This window comes from Candidatus Thermoplasmatota archaeon (assembly GCA_018814355.1).
Taxonomy (GTDB): domain Archaea; phylum Thermoplasmatota; class Thermoplasmata; order UBA10834; family UBA10834; genus COMBO-56-21.
Genome location: JAHIZT010000115.1, coordinates 1 through 19,368, shown reverse-complemented (window position 1 = coordinate 19,368; position 19,368 = coordinate 1). Strand labels below are relative to the sequence as shown.

Sequence of the window (19,368 nt, the reverse complement as noted above, 5' to 3'; positions counted from 1 at the left end):
ACCTCACACGATTGCTCCTTTGAGTTTGAGGTACTTGACATAGTCGATGTACTCCTTGCGGTCGAGCTCTGTCTGTACCTTGAAGGGTGATTTCCTCTCGCTGACAACCTTGAAGCTCAGGGCGTCGCTGCCAGCGCCTGAACCGTAGGAGATTACCATCACCTTGTCGCCGACCTTCGCGACGTCCAGGACTGCTGCGAGTCCCACGAGCGCAGAGCCTGCCCCGAGGTCGCCGACCGATTTCGAGACCAGGCCCGCTGCCAGTTGAACATCAGTGAAGTGCAGTCTCGCGGCTACCGTGGCCGGGACCTTGGCGTCGGGCTGCTGTATGACCACGTGCTGGTAGTCCTCGGGATTCCTGTTCAGCTTCTTCATGAGCGCGGTGCCTGCCTTCGTGGTGTTGACAATCAGGGACGATTCCTCGAACTTCTTAACGTTTATGTCCTGGATCAGCTCGTCGTTCCTCGCCTTGAACCGCTCTCCGAAGTACTCGCTGGCGTATGACGCATGCCCTTCGAGCTCGGCTATAAGGTTGTCTCCCGAAAGGACGAACGCTGCGGCGCCAGCTCCCAGTGGATGCTCGAACGAGTTCCACATGCTTGCCCTAGGTGCGTCCGCGGCGGCGACCACCGCGTTTCCACCGTGGTTGGCGGCCAGGTGCTCGAAGCTGGATATCATGGCTTCGGTTCCCGCCCTTGTAGATGTTGTGTGATCCGATGCGAACGCGGAGTTCGGTATGCCCAGGCTCACGAGCACCGTGCCCGACAGCAGCTTCTCGACATACGGAGCGGAAGTGGATGCCAAGGCGAATCTCGACACCTTATCAGGCGTGAGCGGCACGGATTCAAGCGCTCGCTTCGAAACCTTGACCGCCGATGTCAACACGTCCTCGTCGAAGCCCATGACGGATTTCTCGTTCACACCAGCGGCAGAGAACGAACCCCAGGCCTTTGTGTACTCTTCCTTCTTGATCCTGAACCTCGGGATGTATGTACCATATCCTGAAATGCCAGTCGCCAACCCGTTCACCTCCTCATGATTGTAACAGCGACGGTCCCACCTGAACCGCCTACATTGTGCACCAACCCTATTTCGGCGTTCTTGACCTGTCTTGTGGGTTTCTGAACCGTTCCTCTGAGCTGGTTGAACATCTCATACGCCTGTCCTGTCCCGGTCGATCCAATCGGATGTCCTTTGGACTTCAGGCCGCCGCTAGCATTTACGGGCTTGTCCCCACCTATCTGGGTGTGGCCTTCTTCGATGAACTGCCCTGCCTTGCCCTTCTCGCAGAATCCGAGATCTTCGTACGCAAGGAGCTCGGCTATCGTGAAACAGTCGTGGACCTCTGCAAGATGAATATCCTTTGCCGTTAGTCCCGCCATCTTGTATGCCCTCTCGCTGGCCTTCTTTGTGCCCTCGAGAGTGACGGTGTTCACCCTGTCATGGATCGCCAGGTAGTCGCTCGATGTGCCGAACCCAGCCACGTAGATCGGTGTGTCAGTGAACTGTTTAGCGATGTCCGCATCGCACACGAGAACTGCCGAGGCGCCATCGGTGGTCGAACAGCAGTCGAACAGATTCAAGGGAGCGGCAACAATCGGCCCTTTCATCGCTTGCTCGAGGGTGATCTCCCTCTGGAACTGCGCCTTCGGGTTCTGTGCGCCGTTCTTGTGGTTCTTGACAGCCACCATCGATAGATGTTCGCGCTTGGTTCCGAACTCGTGCATGTGTCTCTGAGCGATCAGCGCGTACAGGCCGGAGAAGGTCGTGCCGGCAAGTCTCTCGTACTCGGTGTCACCAGAGACGCCGAGCCAGTACTTCTGCTTCGTGCTAGACACGTCTGTCATCTTCTCGACGCCTCCAGCCAATGCAACCTTGTGTGTGCCAGAGAGCACATCCATTATCGCGGCGACGAGCGCGTACCCGCCTGATGCACATGCGTTCTCAATCCTCATCGTCAAGATGTAAGGAAGGCCGCAATACTCCATCACCAGAGCGGACATGTTTCCAAGCTGAAAGCCTCCCGAGCCGAGGTTGCCTATGTAGGCGGCCTCGATGGCTTTCGGGTCTAGACCATTGTCTACGCTAGCGCTCATGTCCTTGTATGCTTCGAAGAACAGTTCTTTGATGCCCTTGTCGGTGAATTCGCCATACTTGCTTTGTCCTGCTCCGACTATTGCAACTCTCTTCATGCCAACACCTTTGCGTAGACCGCATCACTCGCGATCAACCTCGAGGTCGCGGAAACGCGCGTAACTAACGACTGCTTCCGGCCTTCTGGAACGGCTTTTTCTCGAATCAGAGTTAGCATATTTAACCATTGGTGAACAACACGGTTCGCAGAAGATGCGATTAGACACGCGCCTCCGATAACGTTCATCGAGCGCGGGAAGAGCCTTCCGATTTCGTATTGTGTTATCGGAGTTCGTAACGCTGCTAGCCATGTGCTGGGCAGATGATAAATAGAGTGTCGAACAATGTGGAATTCTGTCAGCCCTGAAAGGGATGTGTCATGAGGTCTTACAAAGAAGTCTCTCTCTGGAAGAACGTCACGAAAGAGCAGTGGGACGATTGGAGATGGCAGGTCGCGAATAGGATCACCACCGTCGACCAGCTCAAGGAGGTCGTCAACCTCACCCCAGATGAAGAGGCGGGAGTGCACGAATCGCTCAAGATTCTCAGAATGGCCATCAGCCCGTACTTCGCAATGTTAATGGACCCGGACGACCCGCACGACCCTATCAGGATGCAGGCCATACCCACGATCAAGGAATTGGATTTCAGCGCATCTGACATGGAGGACCCTCTGTTCGAGGACATAGACTCGCCCGTGCACGGCCTCACGCACAGGTACCCGGACAGAGTTCTGTTCCTCATCACCGATATGTGTGCCAACTACTGCAGGCACTGCACGAGGAGAAGGCTGGCAGGACAGCAGGACCACCAGCGAGACAAGGCTTCGATTGACGCCGCCATCAAGTACATCACTAAGCACGAGGAGATCAGAGACGTTCTGTTGTCTGGGGGCGACCCTCTGCTAGTTTCAGACTCGTTCCTTGAAGACATCATCAAACGCTTGAAGGCCATCGACCATGTTGAGATCGTCCGCATAGGAAGCCGGACGCCATGCACGATGCCTCAGAGGATCACGCCCGAACTGTGCAAGATGCTCACGAAGTACCATCCCATGTGGCTGAACACGCACTTCAACCATCCGAAGGAGATCACCCCTGAGTCGAAGAAGGCCGTCGAGATGCTTGTCGACCACGGCATCCCGGTTGGGAACCAGTCTGTGTTGCTCAAGGGGATAAACGACTGCCCGACGATTATGAAGAAGCTCGTACAGGATCTCGTGAAGATCAGGTGCAGACCGTACTACTTCTACCAGTGCGATCTTTCAAGGGGCATCGAGCACTTCAGGACATCGGTTGCGAAGGGCATCGAGATCGCGGAAGCGCTCAGGGGACACACGTCAGGGTTCTCCATTCCGACTTTCATCGTTGACGGCCCTGGCGGCGGAGGGAAGATACCGATAGCGCCTCAATACTTGATATCCATGTCCGACAAGCGCGTCGTGCTGAGGAACTACGAGGGCGGAACGTTCTCGTACCCAGAGCCGAAGGACCGCATATCCGTCTGCCCTCCGACCTGCAAGATGTGCGACGACTACAGCAAGGTAGAGAGCAAGGAGGGCGTCGCTGGCGTTCTCTCTGGCAAGAAGATGTGCCTCGTCCCTGAAGGCAGCCTCAGGGAGTCCAGACGGAAGGGATATCGCAAGAAGAAGTGAGCACCCTGCACATCTCTCCACAGCGGGACGTGCATGTCCGAAAAGGTTAAGTGCGACCATTTTATTCTTCGCCTTCAGCTTGGTTGAGATGAGCTTATGGAAAGGAACATTTTCATTGAGCAACTGACCCACACTCCCATTGAAAAGCAGAACATCGAGTTCGTCGAGAGGAAGGGTATCGGACACCCGGACAGCATCGCTGACGGGCTGGCCGAGAGTGTTTCCAGGGCTCTGTGCAAGATGTACCGGGAGAGGTACGGCAGGATACTGCACCACAACACCGATGAGGTGGAGGTCGTTGGCGGCCAGTCCGCACCCAGGTTCGGCGGCGGGTACATGCTAGAGCCGATATATGTGCTCCTGGTTGGTCGAGCGACCACTGAAGTCAACGGAGAGAGGCTCCCGTACAGGACGTGTGCCCTAAAAGCCGCGTATTCCTACCTGGAGAAGACCTGCAAGAACCTTGATGTGGAATGGGATGTGACCCTTGACTGCAGGATCGGACAGGGCAGCGTCGACCTGAGAGGACTCTACGAGACCAAGCGGCTTCTCGCAAACGACACTTCGTTCGGAGTCGGATTCGCGCCCCTCAGCGAGACCGAGAAGATCACGCTCGAGACTGAGAAGTTCATCAACTGCAAGCTTTGGCACAAGCTTCCCGAGCTTGGTGAGGATGTCAAGGTCATGGCTTGCCGGATGGGCGACGAGATCGATCTGACAGTCGCGGTCGCGATAGTTTCCTCCAAGGTCCCAGACAAGGGCCATTATGAGAGCGCCATCGAGGAGGCGACCAGCAAGATCCATGATTTCGCCCAGGGATTCACGGACAGGAAGCTCAAAGTTTTCGTCAACACCGCGGACGATTACAGGAAGGGCATCTACTACCTGACGGTGTCGGGGCTGAGCATGGAGAATGGCGATGATGGTTCTGTGGGCAGAGGCAACCGCGCCAACGGCTTGATCACACCGATGAGGCCGATGAGCATGGAGGCATCCGCGGGCAAGAACCCAGTCACACATGTTGGCAAGCTGTATAACATACTGGCCAACATTGTTGCCAGCGACATCATCAAGATGGGCAAGGGGGACATCGTCGAGGTGCACACCAGGATGCTTTCTCAGATCGGCCGTCCGATCGACGCACCCCAGGCCGCTAGCGCCAACGTCATCTACGCCCCGAATGTGAACCAGAAGAGGTACGAGAAGGAGATCAGGGCGATCTATGACGACGGACTCGCTAGAATAACCGACCTGACGGACTTGATCGTGAAGGGCAAGGTCACTGTGTTCTGAGCCTCTCAAGAACAAATGGTCGGGCTAGGCCGGCCCGTCCAGCCTCTTTATGTCATCGTCCTTGGACTTCAGGACTCGCGCTAGATCGGAGAGCTCCTCCTCGATCGTCTGAAGCCTGCTCCATTCACCCTCAAGGCGTGCTTCGTCCTTGCGTATGGTCTCCTCTCGGTCGGAGAGCTTCAGGTACAGCTGGTCCAGCTCTTGCTTCCTCCTCTCTAGCTCTACGATTGTCTTCTCATCCATGACCGCGGCGATCCCCTTCTTCGAGAAGTCTACCTTGTCCCAGATATCCTGGACCTCCGTCCGCTCCTTCTCAAGCCTCTCCATCTCGACAGCGACTGTCCGCTCCTTCGTCTCGAGATCGCGTCCTCTTGAACGAAGATGCTCTTCGAGGTTCCGCAGCTCTATCTCCCGCCTGAGCAGGGCATCGTCAGTGACGGTGGCAGCCTGCGGTCTCGTCAAGCTCGCCGCTTGATGGGAGACCTCCGTGACCCTCTCCCGGACCTCTTCCTCCAGCTGCTCCCTCTTGTCCATGAGTTCGATGCGCCACTTCTCGAGCTCCATCCTGAGCTGCTCGAGCCCGGCATCCTTCTGATCAATCAGATTCCTCTCTCTTTCGGTAGCCGCCTGAAGTAGCTCGAGGTCGTTGATGCTCTGTTCGAGTTGCGCCGTGCGTGCCTTCAAGTCTGACTCCTTCGATTTCAGACCCTCTCCCTCTTTGGCGATCTCGTCCAGGACGGCCCTGTATTCGTCCATGGACTTCCCTGCATCCTGCTCTCTCATGTTCAGGGCAGCTTGTCTGCTCTCGAGGGATTTCATCTCACCCGCGAGCTTGGACTCCATCTGCGCGAGGCTCATGGCTTTGTTCTCCAGCTCCGCGGAGCTGTTGAATATCGCAGCTTCCTTCTGTTCGAGGACCGTCTTCTTCTCAGCTAGTTCCGCAAGAGCTCTAGTCATCCCCTGCTTTGATTCTTCGAGTGCTGACATCTGCGACGTCAGTTCTGCAGAGCCGCTGGCGATGGCGGATTCGTTCTGGTCTAGAAACTGCTTCTTCTGGGCCAGCTCTGCGTGCGCTTCTGCCAGTTCCTTCTCGGACTCCTCCAAGGCAGCTTTCTCCAGCCCCAATTCGGCAGAGCCGCTGCTGATCGCGGCCTCCTTCTGTTCCAGAAGGGTCTTGTTGTCAGCCAATTCTGCATGAGCTTCAGAGAGTTGCTTCCTTGATTCTTCCAGGGCAACCTTCTCCTGCCCCAGTTCCATGTGAGCCTCAGACAGGTCATTCCGTGATTCCTCCAAGGCGGCTTCTTCCCGTCCAAGTTCTGCCCTCAGGGAGTCGATTTCTGCCTTGGCTCTCTGGAGGGTCATTCCTTCTGCCTCGAGTGCCTTTCTTGACTCAACCTCGGTGCTGGCAACCGCAGCCTCTCGCTCCGCTAGAAGTATCTCCCTCTGCACGATCTTCTCATCACGGGACTTGCCCTCCCGCGCCCGCGTCTCGGTCTCTGCATACTTCGCCTCGATCTGCTCCTGCGCCTGAACGATCTCGGCCTTGGCGGTCGAGATCCTGCTGGCCTCTTGCTTCAGTTCCGCCTTCTCGGTCGCCACAGTCGCCTTCTCGGAATTCAATTCATCGATAATTCGGGACTGTTCAGAGGCAATGGCCGCCCGTTCAGATTCAATGCTCGCAATCGTCCGTGCCTTTTCGGCTTCGAGCCCAGCCTTCTCCTCCTCGAGAGCGGCCGTCTTCTGCTCGAGGTCGTGCTGCATCGCCATTATGCTCTGCTGAGATGCCTCATGTTTCTGGCCGACCTCAATCTTGAGCCCCTCGATCTCTGTAGTCATCCTCTTGAGCTCTTCCTCTTTTGATTTGAGCGTCGAATGCGATTCGTTCAGTCTGAGCTCAAGTTGCTGCAACTCTGCTTTCCTCGCGGCAACATCTCCCGCGGATGTATTGAGGTCATTCTCACGGGCTGACAGTGCATCTCCCTTCTCCTCGAGTGCCCCGGCCCGCTCCTCCAAGTCCTTCTTGGCCGACTCCAGTTCGGTCCACGAGGCTTCTATCTCTTTCTGGATCCCGTCCTTTTCCTGCTGGAGGGCCTCCCAGTCCTTCGCAAGTTTGTTCTTCTGTTCCTCCATGGACTGCTTCTCGAGCTTCAGGTTATCCAACTGCTCGCTTATTGCCCTCTTGGCCGATTGGAACGCCAGTTCTGAATCCGCAAGCTTCTTTTCACGTTCCCCGAGGACGCCTTCTGCCGCGAGTATGGCCTCCTCCCGTCCGCTCGCATCCTGTTCTGAGAGCGTCATCTTGTTGCGGACCGCTTCGAGCGATGCGGCCTCCGCCTCGAGGAGCCTGCTCTTGTCCTCGATCTGCGAGAACTTCGAATTGTAATCGCCTTCAAGCTCGGCCTTCTCGGCTACGAGCTCCTCCTTCATCTTCGTGTAATCGTCCTTGGACGCCAGGATCGCAGCTTCTTTTGCCTTGATCTCGGCCCCCTTGGCCTTCAATGATTCTGAGATCTCATCGAGCTGGGCTTTCCACTCTTCCAGCTCGGTCTGCTGAGCAGCTGTCTCCTCAGCCTTAGTAGCGACCTCGTCCCTCTCTTTCTCCAGCTCCGACTGTTGGCTTTCCAAGGCAACTCTCTTTGCCTCCAGCGTGTTCCTTTCATTCTCTGAGACCAACAGCTGCTCCCTCAGGAGACCTTCCCGCTCGTCCACGGTTGATTTGGTATTCTGGACCAGCTCGGCGGTGGCCTGGATGTTCTGATGCTTGATTGCCAGGTCGCGCTCCAGCATCTCCATCTCTTCCCGCTTCTTCGTCAACTCGCGCCTCAGCCCTTCGATCGATACGCGCTCCTCCGCCATCTTGAGCTCCGAGGAGGCCACATCGCTGGCACGCTGGTTCAGTATGGTCTTCATCTCCTCAACTGCGAGAGACTTCTCCTCGACCTCCCTGCGCTCCTCCTCGATCCTCGCCAGCTTCTCGTCTATCTCCTTCTCCGCCTCTGCGATCTGTCTCTGAGTATCGGCCCTGTCACGCTCAAAGGCTAGCGTGTCCTGCTCGAACGCGTTCCTCTCCTCGATCAAGCTAGCTTTGGTCTTCTGCGACTCCTTCTCGAATGCGGCCTTCTGATCGTTCAAGGAGGCCGCGAACTCCTCAGACTCGTTCTTGATCTGGTCGATTTCCACCTCGACGGTCTTCACGGCGACCTCGCGTTTGTCGAGAGCATCCCTGAGTTTCTGCAGACTAGCGCCCTGCTCCTTCAGATGCGATTCCAGTTCTGCTAGGGCCTTGCCCCTTGCCTCGCTCTCCTTCGAGAACCTGTCCTCATCCGACCTCAGCTTCTCCTCGTGCTTCTGCAGGTCAGCCGAGCGTTTGTTGAGCTCTACTCTGAGGTTCTCGATCTCCTCTTGGATCTTCTCATGCTCGTTGTTGAGCTGAGCCTCCTTGTTCTTTGCGGCAGTATCGAGCAGGTTTGCCTTCTCCAGCATCTGCCTGGCCTCGGTCTCGAGAGATGCGAGGGACGACTCACGCTTGTCTAAGCCGTCGGTTCGCAGAGCCACGGACTTCTCCCGCTCGTTCAGCATCTGCTCCTGGGTGACAAGTCGGGACTTGAGGGTCTCGAGCTCGTGAGTGAGCGTCGAGGCCGATTCCTCTCGCTGAGTGACATCAGCCGACATCCTCCCGATCTCGGCCTTCATCTGCGCGATCTCGTCGTCCTGAGTCTTTCTCGACCTGTCGACATCCTTGCGTTCAGTATCGACCGCAGCTCGCTCCTTCTCTATCTCGACCTTGTCGATCGCGATCGCGTGCTCCCGCTCCTGGAGCTTCTTCTCTCGGACCTTGGCCTCGTCGGAAGATTTCTCTGCTAACTCTTCCTTCTCCTGGATGCTCTGCAGTCTCTCATCGATCGTCCTGCGGTCAGCCTCGATCCGGGACATCATCTCGGAGAGCTTCTGCCGCTCCGCGTCCTGGCGCTTCTTCTCACCCGAGATTTCGAACATCTTCTGTTCTGTCTTGAGACCGACGATCCTGTCCAGCTGCTGATACCTCGTCTCGACCTCTTTCTCCATCATCTCGAGGTTTGCCTTCTTCGAGTCTAGAGATTGCATCTCCTTGGCGAGTTTGATCCTGACCCTGGAGGTCAGCTCCGCCTCTTCCTTGGTAAGCTTGATCCTGAAATCCTCTAGCTCCTTCCGGGTCTGTCTCACTCTGACCAGGGTCTGCCGGACCTCCATACGCTCCTTCTCGAGCTCCTGCCTGTCGAGGGTGAGTCTCTGCGTATCCGAGGCCATCTTCGCGCTTTGGGTCGAGAGATTCTTCCTCGCCTCATCGAGCTTCTCGGCCTCGATGATTATCTCGTCGTGCTTGAGCTCGCTTATGAGCTTCGACTCTGCGTCTGGTTGCACGACCGAGGGCCGCGCGTTCCTGTCGGTGGAGTATACCTCGAGCTCTCTCTGGATGGACGCTAGTTTGCTTGGCTCAAGGGTGGATGACTTGATCGAGACTATCCCCACAGCCTTGCGTACGGCCACGAGGTCGCGGATGGTTTGGATGAGCCGGAGAACACTGACGAACTTGTTGTTGGTTATGATGTACTCGAGAGAGTCTATGAGGACCATCTGGCCGCCTCCCTCATCAAGATACCTCCTTATTGCGAGGGTCAGACGTTCGAGGTCCTTGGGGCCTATGGCCTCGTCGCTCATGGCATTCGTCAGCCAGTACACTGGGGCATCTCCAAGGTCGAGTGCCTTCCTGAGGTTCTTGGGGTAGGTTCTCGATACAATCATGCCCCGAATTCCCTGTGCTGCCGCATCCATGAACAGCTTGTAGGCCAGGTCAGGCCTTTCCTCCTCAACGAGGTATGTCACGGACGGTTCCAGGGCCTTAGGGTGGGCCTCTGTAGAAGGTTCTGGGGTCGGCGGTGTAGATGGAGGTTGCTCTGACAGAGCCTTAGCGGGCTCACTGATGACCGGCTCTGAGGCCGATTTCGATGCACTCTCTCTAGCCTTGTCTCTAAGACCCATAGTGGCCGGGCTCCATCTGCGTACCTATCGCTGGGGGATGTTGCTGTATTAGTCTGGGGATATATGGCCTTGTAGATTAAGGGGTTTTTCAAATCTTGAATCTATCTAGGATGCGTTCGTACACCGCGAATTCGTCTGACTTGGAGAATCGCTCGATTGATTCCTCGGGCAACTGGCCTAGCATCTGGTCCAGCACCTTCAGAAGCTTCTTCATGTCCTCGTCCAGCATCGAAGCCTCGGTTATCTTGCTCTGGAGGTCTATCTTCTCGACGATCAGGGCGCCTATCTGAGCCTCCAAGTCCGACATCATGCTCTCTATGTCGCCTTCCGTCAGCTCGATCTCTTCCTGAGGAGCCTCATTGCTAGTCTGATGAAGCGTAACTGTCGACCTGATGCCCACGAGCTTCTGCCGTAGCCTCTTCTGATCCTCTGACCATTCGGCTTTCGCCTGTTCGCGCTCCGATTCCGTGCTGGCGCCCTGGGCAACAGCCCTTAGCCTCTCAAGCTCCTGTCTCTCCCCTTCCAGCTTCGTGAGCTTAGCTTTGAGCTCCTCCTCGTGGTCATCGAGTTGCTTCTTCTTCAAAGCATACGCCTGGATCTTCCGGTCGACCATCTCCTCACGCTTGGCTATCTGCTCCTCCTTAGCCTTCAGCTCCTCGACCTCTTTCTCCTTGGCATCCAGCTTCTTTCTAAGCGCCCTGGCGGCCAATCCCCTCTCCTTGACTGGTTCGCTGACATCCACTGACTCAAGAAGGGATGATATCTCGTCTGATAATGACTCCATATGGGCCTGAAGCATCGTGATGTCCGCCATCTCGTCAGCAAGTGCCATGATCTCGGCCTCGACCTGGTCGACGGAAGATGATTTGTCGTCCATGTCGGATATTTCGGCCAGCCGCGCCTTCTCGTTCTCGATGCGTCTCTCCATCCGCTCGAGCATCTCTGATCTGTTCGCCATGAGATCTTTGACGCTTTCCCTGAGCTGGGCCAGGCGCTGCACCTTGTCCTGCGCCGGCTCCTCCACAGGCTTGGCAAGGTCAACCGCCTCAGGGATAGGTGGCGTGGATTCCGACCGTTCCTCCTCCGGAGCCTTCCCCCACTCAATGAGCTTGATCAAGAACTGATCGTCCTGTGCGTTGTCCTTCGGCTTGACAGTCCTCACCTTGAACTTAAGCCCACAGCTGGAACACTGGGGATCTCCTAGAGCGATCACAGTCTTGCATTTTGGACATGGGAACGCCTTGACCTGCTCGGTGAGCTCCGATAGGCACCCCTCGCACTTCGTCGCTTCCCGCTCCACCATCTGGTGGCAAGACATGCAGTATGCATCTCCTGACCTAGTCACACCCTTCGAAGCCAAACTATCTCTCCGTGCCAGGATTGGCCCATAATGGCCGTTTGTTGTCCCAGATTATTGCTGATGCTGGGATGGTTCTTGACGACCATAGTGCTGGTAAACGGTTTATTGATATCTGTCGTACACCACGAGCTCTTCGAGGTTCTTCCTATCAGTCCGCTCTGGCGCCTCGTCCGGATAGCCGAGAGGCGTAAGCGCTATTACTCGCACGTCCTCGGGGATTCCCAAGATCTCCCTGACCTTGTCCTCCTTGAACCACGCGATCCAGCAGGTTCCGAGACCCACCGAATGCGCCGCCAGAGTCAGATGGTCTATCGCGATTGAAACGTCGATGACATGGCTGCTCATGTAGCCCCCGACGGTTGGAAAGGCATCGTCAGGTATGCCGCATGCGACCAGGACAAACGGCGCCTGCGCAATGAACTTCTGATTGTTCGATGCGGCTGCCAGTTTGAGCTTTGTCTGCTCGTCCCTGACCATGACGATCTTCCAAGGCTGCGCATTGTCGGCGGAAGGCGCTAGTCGCGCGGCGTTCAGAACCTCTTTGAGGAGGCCCTCGGGAACAGGGATCGGCTTGTATCTCCTGATACTCCTTCTTGTCTTGATGGCCTCCATCAGGTCCATGGGGTCACTGTTTTGGTAAAGAATCCATGGGAGTATTAATCTTTGCTCGTAATTGACACAGTGTGAAACTGTCTGGCAAAGACGTACCTGTGCTACGAATCAAGGCTGACGAAGGCACTGTCAGTCTTCAAGGAGCTTGATAAGAGTCGAGGTGCGGATGACTCCCGGAAACGCCCGCAATTCGTCCACTCGCTTGTTGAGTTCGTCAAGCGAATCTGCACGCAACCGAACAGCGACGTCGAACTCTCCCGAGCACTCGAAAATCGCATCTGACAGTTCCCTGGCCTTCTCTTTGACCGCCGGCGTCCTGCCAACATTGGTATCGATTAAGACCAAGCCCTCCACGCCGACCGGCGAGGTTTCTATCGTGAACTTACGTATCACGCCCTCTCGAGTGAGCTTCTCAATCCTGGCCCGAACCGCCCTTTCGGTCAGCTTCACATGTCTGGCGATCTCAGTGTTCTTCATCCTGGAGTTGTCTCTGAGGAGATTCAGGATCATGACATCCGTGTCATCCATGAGACGGTGTATGTCGTTCCAGTTTTCGTACCTTTCGCTTCGACACCCGGCCCCGATGTCCTTCCATGCAGATGTTTTCACCATTCTCTCCCATGAGACCTTCTCTTGTCCGAGCGATCAGGACGAGTCCTGAGTAACGCATGAGTGGATCGGGGGAGGTTGGGACCACCGAAATGACCGGCCGACCTCGAAGAGGTACTCGGTGGCGAGGGAGGACCATGTCGAGTGAGAAGAAAGTGGGCCCAACCGGATTCGGACCGGTGACCTCCCGGTTATCAGCCGGGTGCTCCAACCAAGCTAAGCTATGGGCCCATGATGACTTTTGCGCAATACCGTGATGTGGATTAAATACTTTCCTAGACGCTCTCTGCGCGCATCACTTCTTCAGCGTGTGCTTCACCCAGGTGGACGAGCACGGCTTCCCCTTCAGCACATGGGCCTCAAGGTGAGTGAGGTCGTAGATGACCGAGAATATCGTTTCCGAGACATCGAGCGGATGCATCCCGGGCACCGCGTGCCTGCATATCGAACCAGGCTTGTTGACATGGTCCCCAAGGAGGGACTTCAGCGAATCCACGGTGACGGAGCCGAGCTGGTCCTCGATGAGCCTCAGAGCTCTGTTGTACCTGAACACCGAGCACGATATTGAAGATGGATATGATTCGTACCTCTGCATCTTGTCGGCCGTGTAGTGATTCGTATGGACAAGGTATCCATCTATCGCATACAGCCAGGCGCAGCTCGTAGCAGACCCCTCCAGCGAATACATCTCTCCGTTCTTGTCGGAGACGATGTTGTTGTAGCTGGATGCTCTGTCCTCCGGAAGCGCGGACTCGAGCGCCTCCCCGATCCGCCTCGCCTCCATGATCTTCCTGACAGGGAAGACCTTTGGGATGCCGATCCTGACATCGTTCGGTTCTAGCGCGTTCCCGGTCAGGCCGATGCCAGCGCTGTTGATGCCGCAGGACGGAAGCAGGCCTGCGTACGACGTAGTGAAGAACTCAGGCTTACCCTGTGGCTTGGCGTGCAGGAAGACCACCGTCTCCAGGGCGTTGTTGGACCAGTCCTCGTTGTGCGCGGCCAGTACCCGTCCGTCGTCGGTCACGTCGCCTGACACGGCCACGTCGGTGCAGCCCCTGAATCCCTGAGAGGACAGAAGCTCGTGGCAGCAGAGTGTGAAAGCTTCCTCGAAGGGCATCTTCGCCCCGTCCGAGTATCCCCTGATCTCATCGATGAAGTCAGGGTAGAACTCCTCCGCGTAGGGCAAGTACAGCTTCGCCCTGTCGACGGCCCTCGTCCAGTCAAAGCCAGTAACGTGCTTGATGCCTTCGGCAATGCCCTTCCTGTAAACCACAGCCTTGGGCGCGCACTTCTTGCCGATCGCCTTGCCCATGTCATACGGTTTTCCAGACGCCTCGACGAGTGGCAGTTGCTTCTTGCTGCTCATGTTCCCTCGCCCCGGAACGCGTACGCGGGTAAATAAGGTGCGTTTCCCAAGGCGGTCATCTGGCGTACTGCGTGAACGCCTGGAGCATCCGCAATGACGCCTTAGGGATCTTCTTGTTTGAATCTACGGATATCCCGGTGTCGGATATGCTCATTGGTCTGGGCATCGGGTCGTGCGGCGACCCCCTGAACTTCTCGATCGTGACGCATCTGTCTATCCTGTTCGCCACCATCCGTTTGTGGAGCCGGATCTCCCCTCTGCAGATGAACATCTCCGGCTCCAGCTCCGTCGGATCCGGGAGGTCCGTGATGATGAGGCTCGTGACTCCTGATTCGGAAAGATATCTCAGCAGCGACATGATGCTCGAATTGGCGTCTCCCATGGATTCCGAGAGCTTCTTCAACGATGTGAGCGAATCTATGACGACGCGGGAGTACTGGATCTCATGAAGCTCCTGCTTCAGCATGAGCTGCAGCGATTGGACCGATACGTCGGGTGAGGCTGCCTTCATCGCCTCTGTCTTTGCGCTCGGCCCCGCATCTCGAAGAGAGCCGACGCTCCTCTGAGCTGCAACCTCGACGAGCGAGACGCGCTTGCTGTAGGCCTTTGCCGCTGGATGCACGTCCAGGATCCTGATCTTGCCGACGTCCCATCCGAGCGCCCGCACATTCTCCCTTATCTCCTGAGGAGGCTCGTCTATGGCAACGAGCAGCGCCCGCTCGCCCTGCTTCACACCCTGATGGAGGAATTGAACTGCCAAAATGGTCTTCCCGCTCCCGGTCGTGCCGGAGACGACGTACGGCCTTCCCGAGATGAGACCTCCCTTGAGCATATCATCGATTCCAGGGACCCCAGTGCTGACCCGCTCATCGGTGCTCGGCTTCATATCCCACCACCGTCCTTGAGATGCACCACAGGTTTCGGATGGAGTTCGGAGGGAGGACTCTGGCCAGTAGGCTGTGCGGGCGTCGGTTCTGCAGGCGGGGCTAGCGCCTCGTCTGATGGCGGAGGCGGTTCGGGGAGATCCGCGGAGCCTGCTACATGCGGACTCTCTTCATCAGATGCTTCCTCGCGTTTCTCCGGGGCCTGTGTCTTGACATCGATTCCGGCGGAGGAGATCTTCATCATACGGAGCCTCTGGTCGTGGGACGAGCCCCTGTATTTTTCCACTGTGATGCCCCTCATCAACCCTCTCCCGTCGAACCACTTATGGAGCCTGATATCGCCTCGCGCCACATGCACTTCGACATCGGGTTTCGATATCTCAGGCAGCTGCACGGTGAGAAGGGCCGTGACGCCCAAATCGGAAAGCAGCCTGAAGAACGACATCAGCGTTGTATTCTCTTCGCTCGTCCTGATGTAGAAGTATCTGAGCGAGGTGATCGAGTCGACAACGATCCTTGAGTACTTCCTCGCCCTCATCTCCTGCTTCAGAATCTCCTGGAGAGTGCTGATGGTCATATCGACGGGGTTTCTATCAGATGTCTGCCTTATCCCGGGACCGATGTCAGAGAAATACACTACCTTTCGCTCGGTGGAAACGTCCCTGACCGGGGTCTTGTCATAGTTCATCACATCGGGGGTGGCGTCGAACACCTGGATCCTGCCTATGTCCCAGCCAAACGCGCCCATGTTCTGCTTGACCTCGTTTGGGGGCTCGTCTATCGAGACGTAAACGACCCGCTCTCCGCATCTAGCGCCCTCGAGAAGGAACTGCATCGCCAAAGTGGTCTTACCGGTCCCAGAGGTACCTGAGACAACGTAAGCCCTTCCTGGTATGAGGCCGCCCTCCAGCATATCGTCAAGTCCTGGGGCCCCAGTCTTGACCTTATCCTTGATCATCGTATGCCTCTGGTCTCTGAGAAGAACCAATACTGACTACACCGTCTGGATTCCAATTGGTTGTCCTTATATTTTTCCTTGCTATTCCCTGAACGCGAAGCAAGAGCCGAACGAACGAGGCTGTGGTAGTGCACTTGGGGCTGGTAATGGCTTGCGTCAAGTGCTGAGCCGGGTTCTAGATTCTGACAACCTTATTATACGCGCAACCGTTTCCATCAACCGATGCCAGTCATCAACTTCAGTTACTCCGACCTGTGCGAACTCATGGGTCGCGATGTCCCCAAGGAGGTCATCCGGGAGAGGCTACCGATGATAGGGGCGGACATGAAATCCCTTGAGGATTCGTCCGACGACGCCTCGTTCGAGTTCTTCCCCGACAGGCCGGACCTCTACTCGGTCGAAGGCATTGCCAGAGCCATGAAGGCGTTCCTAGGGTTTGAGCCCGGGCTCAGGTCGTACGCCGTCGGGGAGTGCGACGTGGACCTGCATGTGGATCCATCCGTCAATGAGGTTAGACCGTTCATATGGTCCGCGCTAGTAGAGGGGAACGAGATCACAGATCCCTTGATACGGTCGATTATGGACCTTCAGGAGAAGCTGCATCTGACCCTGGGACGCAACAGGCGCAAGGTGGCGATAGGCATCCACGATTTCAGGACGGTCAAGCCGCCCTTCACTTACAAGGCGGTCCTTCCCGACGAGATCTCCTTCGTGCCACTTCAGGGCTCGAAGAGGATGACCCCTGCTCAGATCCTCAAGGAGCACGAGAAAGGGATGGCATACGCCTTCGTTCTCGAAGGGAAGACGCGGTATCCTATGATAGTTGACAGGGAAGGCGAGGTCCTCTCATTCCCTCCAATCATCAACGGGGTGACCACGGCCATCACAGAAGATACCAAAGACATATTCGTCGACTGCACGGGCACCGATCTGAATGCAGTCACGTACGCCGTGAACATACTGACCACTGCCCTTGCTGAGCGCGGAGGAAGGGTCAAGACGGTCAGGATACACCAGGACGGCAAGACCGTATTTGCACCCGATCTGAAACCCAGAGAGATGACCCTCGACCTGAAGTACGCTAACCAATGGAACGGCACGGCCCTGAACGACAACGAGGTTATGGATTGCCTGAGGCGCATGGGCTACGGGACGAGCACTGGAAAGAACGGCATCCAGGTTCTTATCCCGAGGTACAGGGCGGACATCCTGCACCCTGTGGACCTTGCGGAGGATGCCGCAATCGGGCACGGCTTCGAGCGGTTCGGGAACATCCTGCCCAAGCACGCCACTTTCGGCGTCGAGGACACGATGATTGCGTTCTCGAAGTCCGTCAAGGAGATAATGCTCGGATTCGGTTACTTCGAGGTCGTCTCCCTTTCACTGTCTAATCCCCGGGACCAATACGTCTCTATGAACCTGGAGGACGACAAGAAAGCGGTAAGAGTACGGAATCCGGTAAGTGAGGATCATGTCCTGGTGAGGACATCTCTTGTGCCGAGTCTGATGAACATGCTGAGAAAGAACAAGCACAGAGAACTCCCCCAGAGGATGTTCGAGGTAGGCGAGGTCGTCCTGGGAGGCACCAACAAGACGTTGATGGCAGGCGTGTCTATCCACGCCAGGGCCAGTTTCACAGAGGTCAAGTCATTGGTGCAGTCCGTTCTATCTAGCATGAGCGTCCCCATCGAAGTAACCGCGAACGATCATCCTAGCTTCATCAAGGGAAGATGCGCATCTGTTGCTTCTGGCCAGGCGCAACTCGGATACTTCGGTGAGGTTGCTCCCTCCACGATCGAAGCGTTCGAGCTCAAGTATCCCACGGTCGCATTCGAGTTGGACCTGGAGAAGATCTTCGGGCTGCGCTCATCACCGCGCGGACAGTGAGCTGCGGCTCCTCCGAAACTGTCATATCGGCGCTCGACCTGATACCCTGACAAGAGCAATGCCACGCATCTGCTGAGGTAGCTAAGCTCGGTTTAAGGCGCCAGCCTTGAGAGCTGGTGGTACTACGTACCTCGGGAGTTCAAATCTCCCCCTCAGCGCTCCTAGGCATACATGCGGGCACGAGAATCCAAATCGTCAAACCAATCGCGGTGCGAACTCGGCCTTCTCTCCTGCCCGTCTCTTGTTTAGCAAGTACACACCAACGAATGCGATCGCGCCTCCGAACACCGTTAAAAGAACGTTCTGAGGCAACTTGAGGTTGGCGTCCGGGAAGACAACGAGTATCAGCAGCTGCGCCCCGACAGTGAATATGCCGTTGAGCGCAAATAGTACAGACGTCAACGATGCGCCGATCTTCGGCAGGGGCGCGTTGTACATCAGAAGTCCAACAGCGGGGAATAGACCTAGGATGACCAAGGTCATCCAAGCGGAGGGCTTGGGTAGAACAACAAGACCAGTAGCCGTCCCGAAGGTCACCACTATGATGCCAGAAATCAGTAGCTCGACACCTGAAAGCGGCGTTAGCTCATAAGTCCTCAAGAGAGAGGTCGTCACTACCACTGCCGTTCCCAGGAGCAACGAGCTGATTATCGCTTCAATCTCTCCTAACCCGAGCGTCAGGCTTGTTGACTCGATGTCGGTGAGGACAACGAAAACCCCCACGATGACCAAGACGCCGCCCACGCCTTCAAGAAAGGTCAAGCGCTCAGACAGGAAGATCGCTGACAAGATGATGACGAAAAGGACCTCCGAGGATCCTCCCCCAAGGATAGCTTCCTTGCTCGCCCCTATCTTGCCGACTGCGTCGAACCAGAGAAGTACGCCTGCAGCAATGATAGCACAAAGGCCCAGCATGATGAGCCAACCGCGTCTCCCAAGAGACCGTGTAAAGGCGACAGTGCCTCTCGGGTAGATGCCAATCAGAATAAGGCCGCCGATGATCGATGGCACAGAAGACACAAGAAAGATATCGATGTCGGCGATGTTCAGAGCACCCTCGACCGCGATAGATTCAAAAGCGACGACAAGAGCGGCTATCAGGGCGACGACGATGTACCGCCTTCTAACTTCCATCGTTGAACCCGCCCGTGAATGGGCGGAATGACCGTAAAGCTTTGCAATTCGCGACGCCTGACCGTCGAGAAACATCTTCTGATATTCTTGATTTTTTGCATTGACAGTGACGTCACAGGATACGGCGGGAGCGAGGCACGAGGAGGAAGAGGAGTCCAAGCGAGAGCCCGATGAATGAGAGATCATCGTCCGACGCGCGGGAAAAGCGACGTTCTGTTACTGCAGATTCCAGCAACTCAACACGCTTGCAACCGATTCTCGCAATATGCGTCAGTCTGCTAGAAGCCTACACTCGAACGGTATTGGGAGCAGTCACTCCCCTATGGATGTTATGATGAAATCGTCCCTTAGTATCCGCAGGATACGAATAGTCGAAAGACCATACGATATTCTTGTCACGGATCCGACCCCGGGAAAAGAGTGCACTTCGAGTGCGTCCTATGGATTGGGGCAAATCCC

Annotated in this window: 13 protein-coding genes and 2 tRNA genes; 4 read left to right on the top strand and 11 right to left on the bottom strand. The window is 56.3% G+C overall.

What is annotated here, in order from left to right; translation table 11 throughout:
- Positions 1-3: 3 nt before the first annotated feature.
- Positions 4-1,020 (bottom strand): hydroxymethylglutaryl-CoA synthase, encoded by a 1,017-nt coding sequence (locus KJ653_08400; GenBank protein ID MBU0685847.1) that lies wholly within the window; start codon positions 1,018-1,020, stop codon positions 4-6.
- A gap of 5 nt (positions 1,021-1,025) precedes the next feature.
- Complete coding sequence (locus KJ653_08395) at positions 1,026-2,192, bottom strand: thiolase domain-containing protein (GenBank protein MBU0685846.1); 1,167 nt, start codon at positions 2,190-2,192, stop codon at positions 1,026-1,028.
- A 320-nt stretch (positions 2,193-2,512) separates the two neighbouring features.
- Here KJ653_08395 and ablA point away from each other — a divergent pair, with 320 nt between their 5' ends.
- Both ablA and KJ653_08385 read left to right on the top strand, forming a co-directional pair.
- Positions 2,513-3,787: a lysine 2,3-aminomutase gene (gene ablA / locus KJ653_08390; GenBank protein ID MBU0685845.1), complete on the top strand. Its 1,275-nt coding sequence runs from the start codon at positions 2,513-2,515 to the stop codon at positions 3,785-3,787.
- A gap of 96 nt (positions 3,788-3,883) precedes the next feature.
- Positions 3,884-5,080, top strand: coding sequence for a methionine adenosyltransferase (locus KJ653_08385; GenBank protein MBU0685844.1), 1,197 nt, complete (start codon positions 3,884-3,886; stop codon positions 5,078-5,080).
- A gap of 24 nt (positions 5,081-5,104) precedes the next feature.
- Here the strand turns inward: KJ653_08385 and KJ653_08380 are convergent, their stop codons facing one another.
- From KJ653_08380 to KJ653_08345, 8 genes are all read right to left on the bottom strand, one after another.
- A complete protein-coding gene (locus KJ653_08380) occupies positions 5,105-10,099 on the bottom strand; it encodes a DUF835 domain-containing protein (protein ID MBU0685843.1) in 4,995 nt (1,664 codons plus the stop codon).
- Positions 10,100-10,187: 88 nt separating this feature from the next.
- Positions 10,188-11,459 carry a hypothetical protein gene (locus tag KJ653_08375; protein MBU0685842.1) on the bottom strand — a complete coding sequence of 424 codons (1,272 nt, stop codon included), beginning with the start codon at positions 11,457-11,459 and terminating at the stop codon, positions 10,188-10,190.
- Between the two features lie 102 nt (positions 11,460-11,561).
- On the bottom strand, positions 11,562-12,080 hold the full coding sequence (locus KJ653_08370; protein MBU0685841.1) for a nitroreductase family protein: 519 nt from the start codon (positions 12,078-12,080) through the stop codon (positions 11,562-11,564).
- A gap of 120 nt (positions 12,081-12,200) precedes the next feature.
- A complete protein-coding gene (locus KJ653_08365) occupies positions 12,201-12,683 on the bottom strand; it encodes an Lrp/AsnC family transcriptional regulator (GenBank protein MBU0685840.1) in 483 nt (160 codons plus the stop codon).
- A 153-nt stretch (positions 12,684-12,836) separates the two neighbouring features.
- Positions 12,837-12,911: transfer RNA gene (locus KJ653_08360), tRNA-Ile, on the bottom strand.
- A gap of 64 nt (positions 12,912-12,975) precedes the next feature.
- Positions 12,976-14,046, bottom strand: a complete 1,071-nt coding sequence (locus tag KJ653_08355) for a C45 family peptidase (GenBank protein MBU0685839.1) — start codon at positions 14,044-14,046, stop codon at positions 12,976-12,978.
- A 55-nt stretch (positions 14,047-14,101) separates the two neighbouring features.
- Positions 14,102-14,932: an AAA family ATPase gene (locus KJ653_08350; GenBank protein ID MBU0685838.1), complete on the bottom strand. Its 831-nt coding sequence runs from the start codon at positions 14,930-14,932 to the stop codon at positions 14,102-14,104.
- Complete coding sequence (locus KJ653_08345; GenBank protein MBU0685837.1) at positions 14,929-15,918, bottom strand: AAA family ATPase; 990 nt, start codon at positions 15,916-15,918, stop codon at positions 14,929-14,931. The genes KJ653_08350 and KJ653_08345 overlap by 4 nt, the downstream gene beginning before the upstream one ends.
- Before the next feature lie 192 nt (positions 15,919-16,110).
- Here KJ653_08345 and pheT point away from each other — a divergent pair, with 192 nt between their 5' ends.
- On the top strand, positions 16,111-17,775 hold the full coding sequence (gene pheT / locus KJ653_08340; protein ID MBU0685836.1) for a phenylalanine--tRNA ligase subunit beta: 1,665 nt from the start codon (positions 16,111-16,113) through the stop codon (positions 17,773-17,775).
- Between the two features lie 71 nt (positions 17,776-17,846).
- A tRNA-Ser gene (locus KJ653_08335) sits at positions 17,847-17,933 on the top strand.
- A gap of 37 nt (positions 17,934-17,970) precedes the next feature.
- Here the strand turns inward: KJ653_08335 and KJ653_08330 are convergent.
- Positions 17,971-18,909 (bottom strand): EamA family transporter, encoded by a 939-nt coding sequence (locus KJ653_08330; GenBank protein MBU0685835.1) that lies wholly within the window; start codon positions 18,907-18,909, stop codon positions 17,971-17,973.
- Positions 18,910-19,368: the final 459 nt, after the last annotated feature.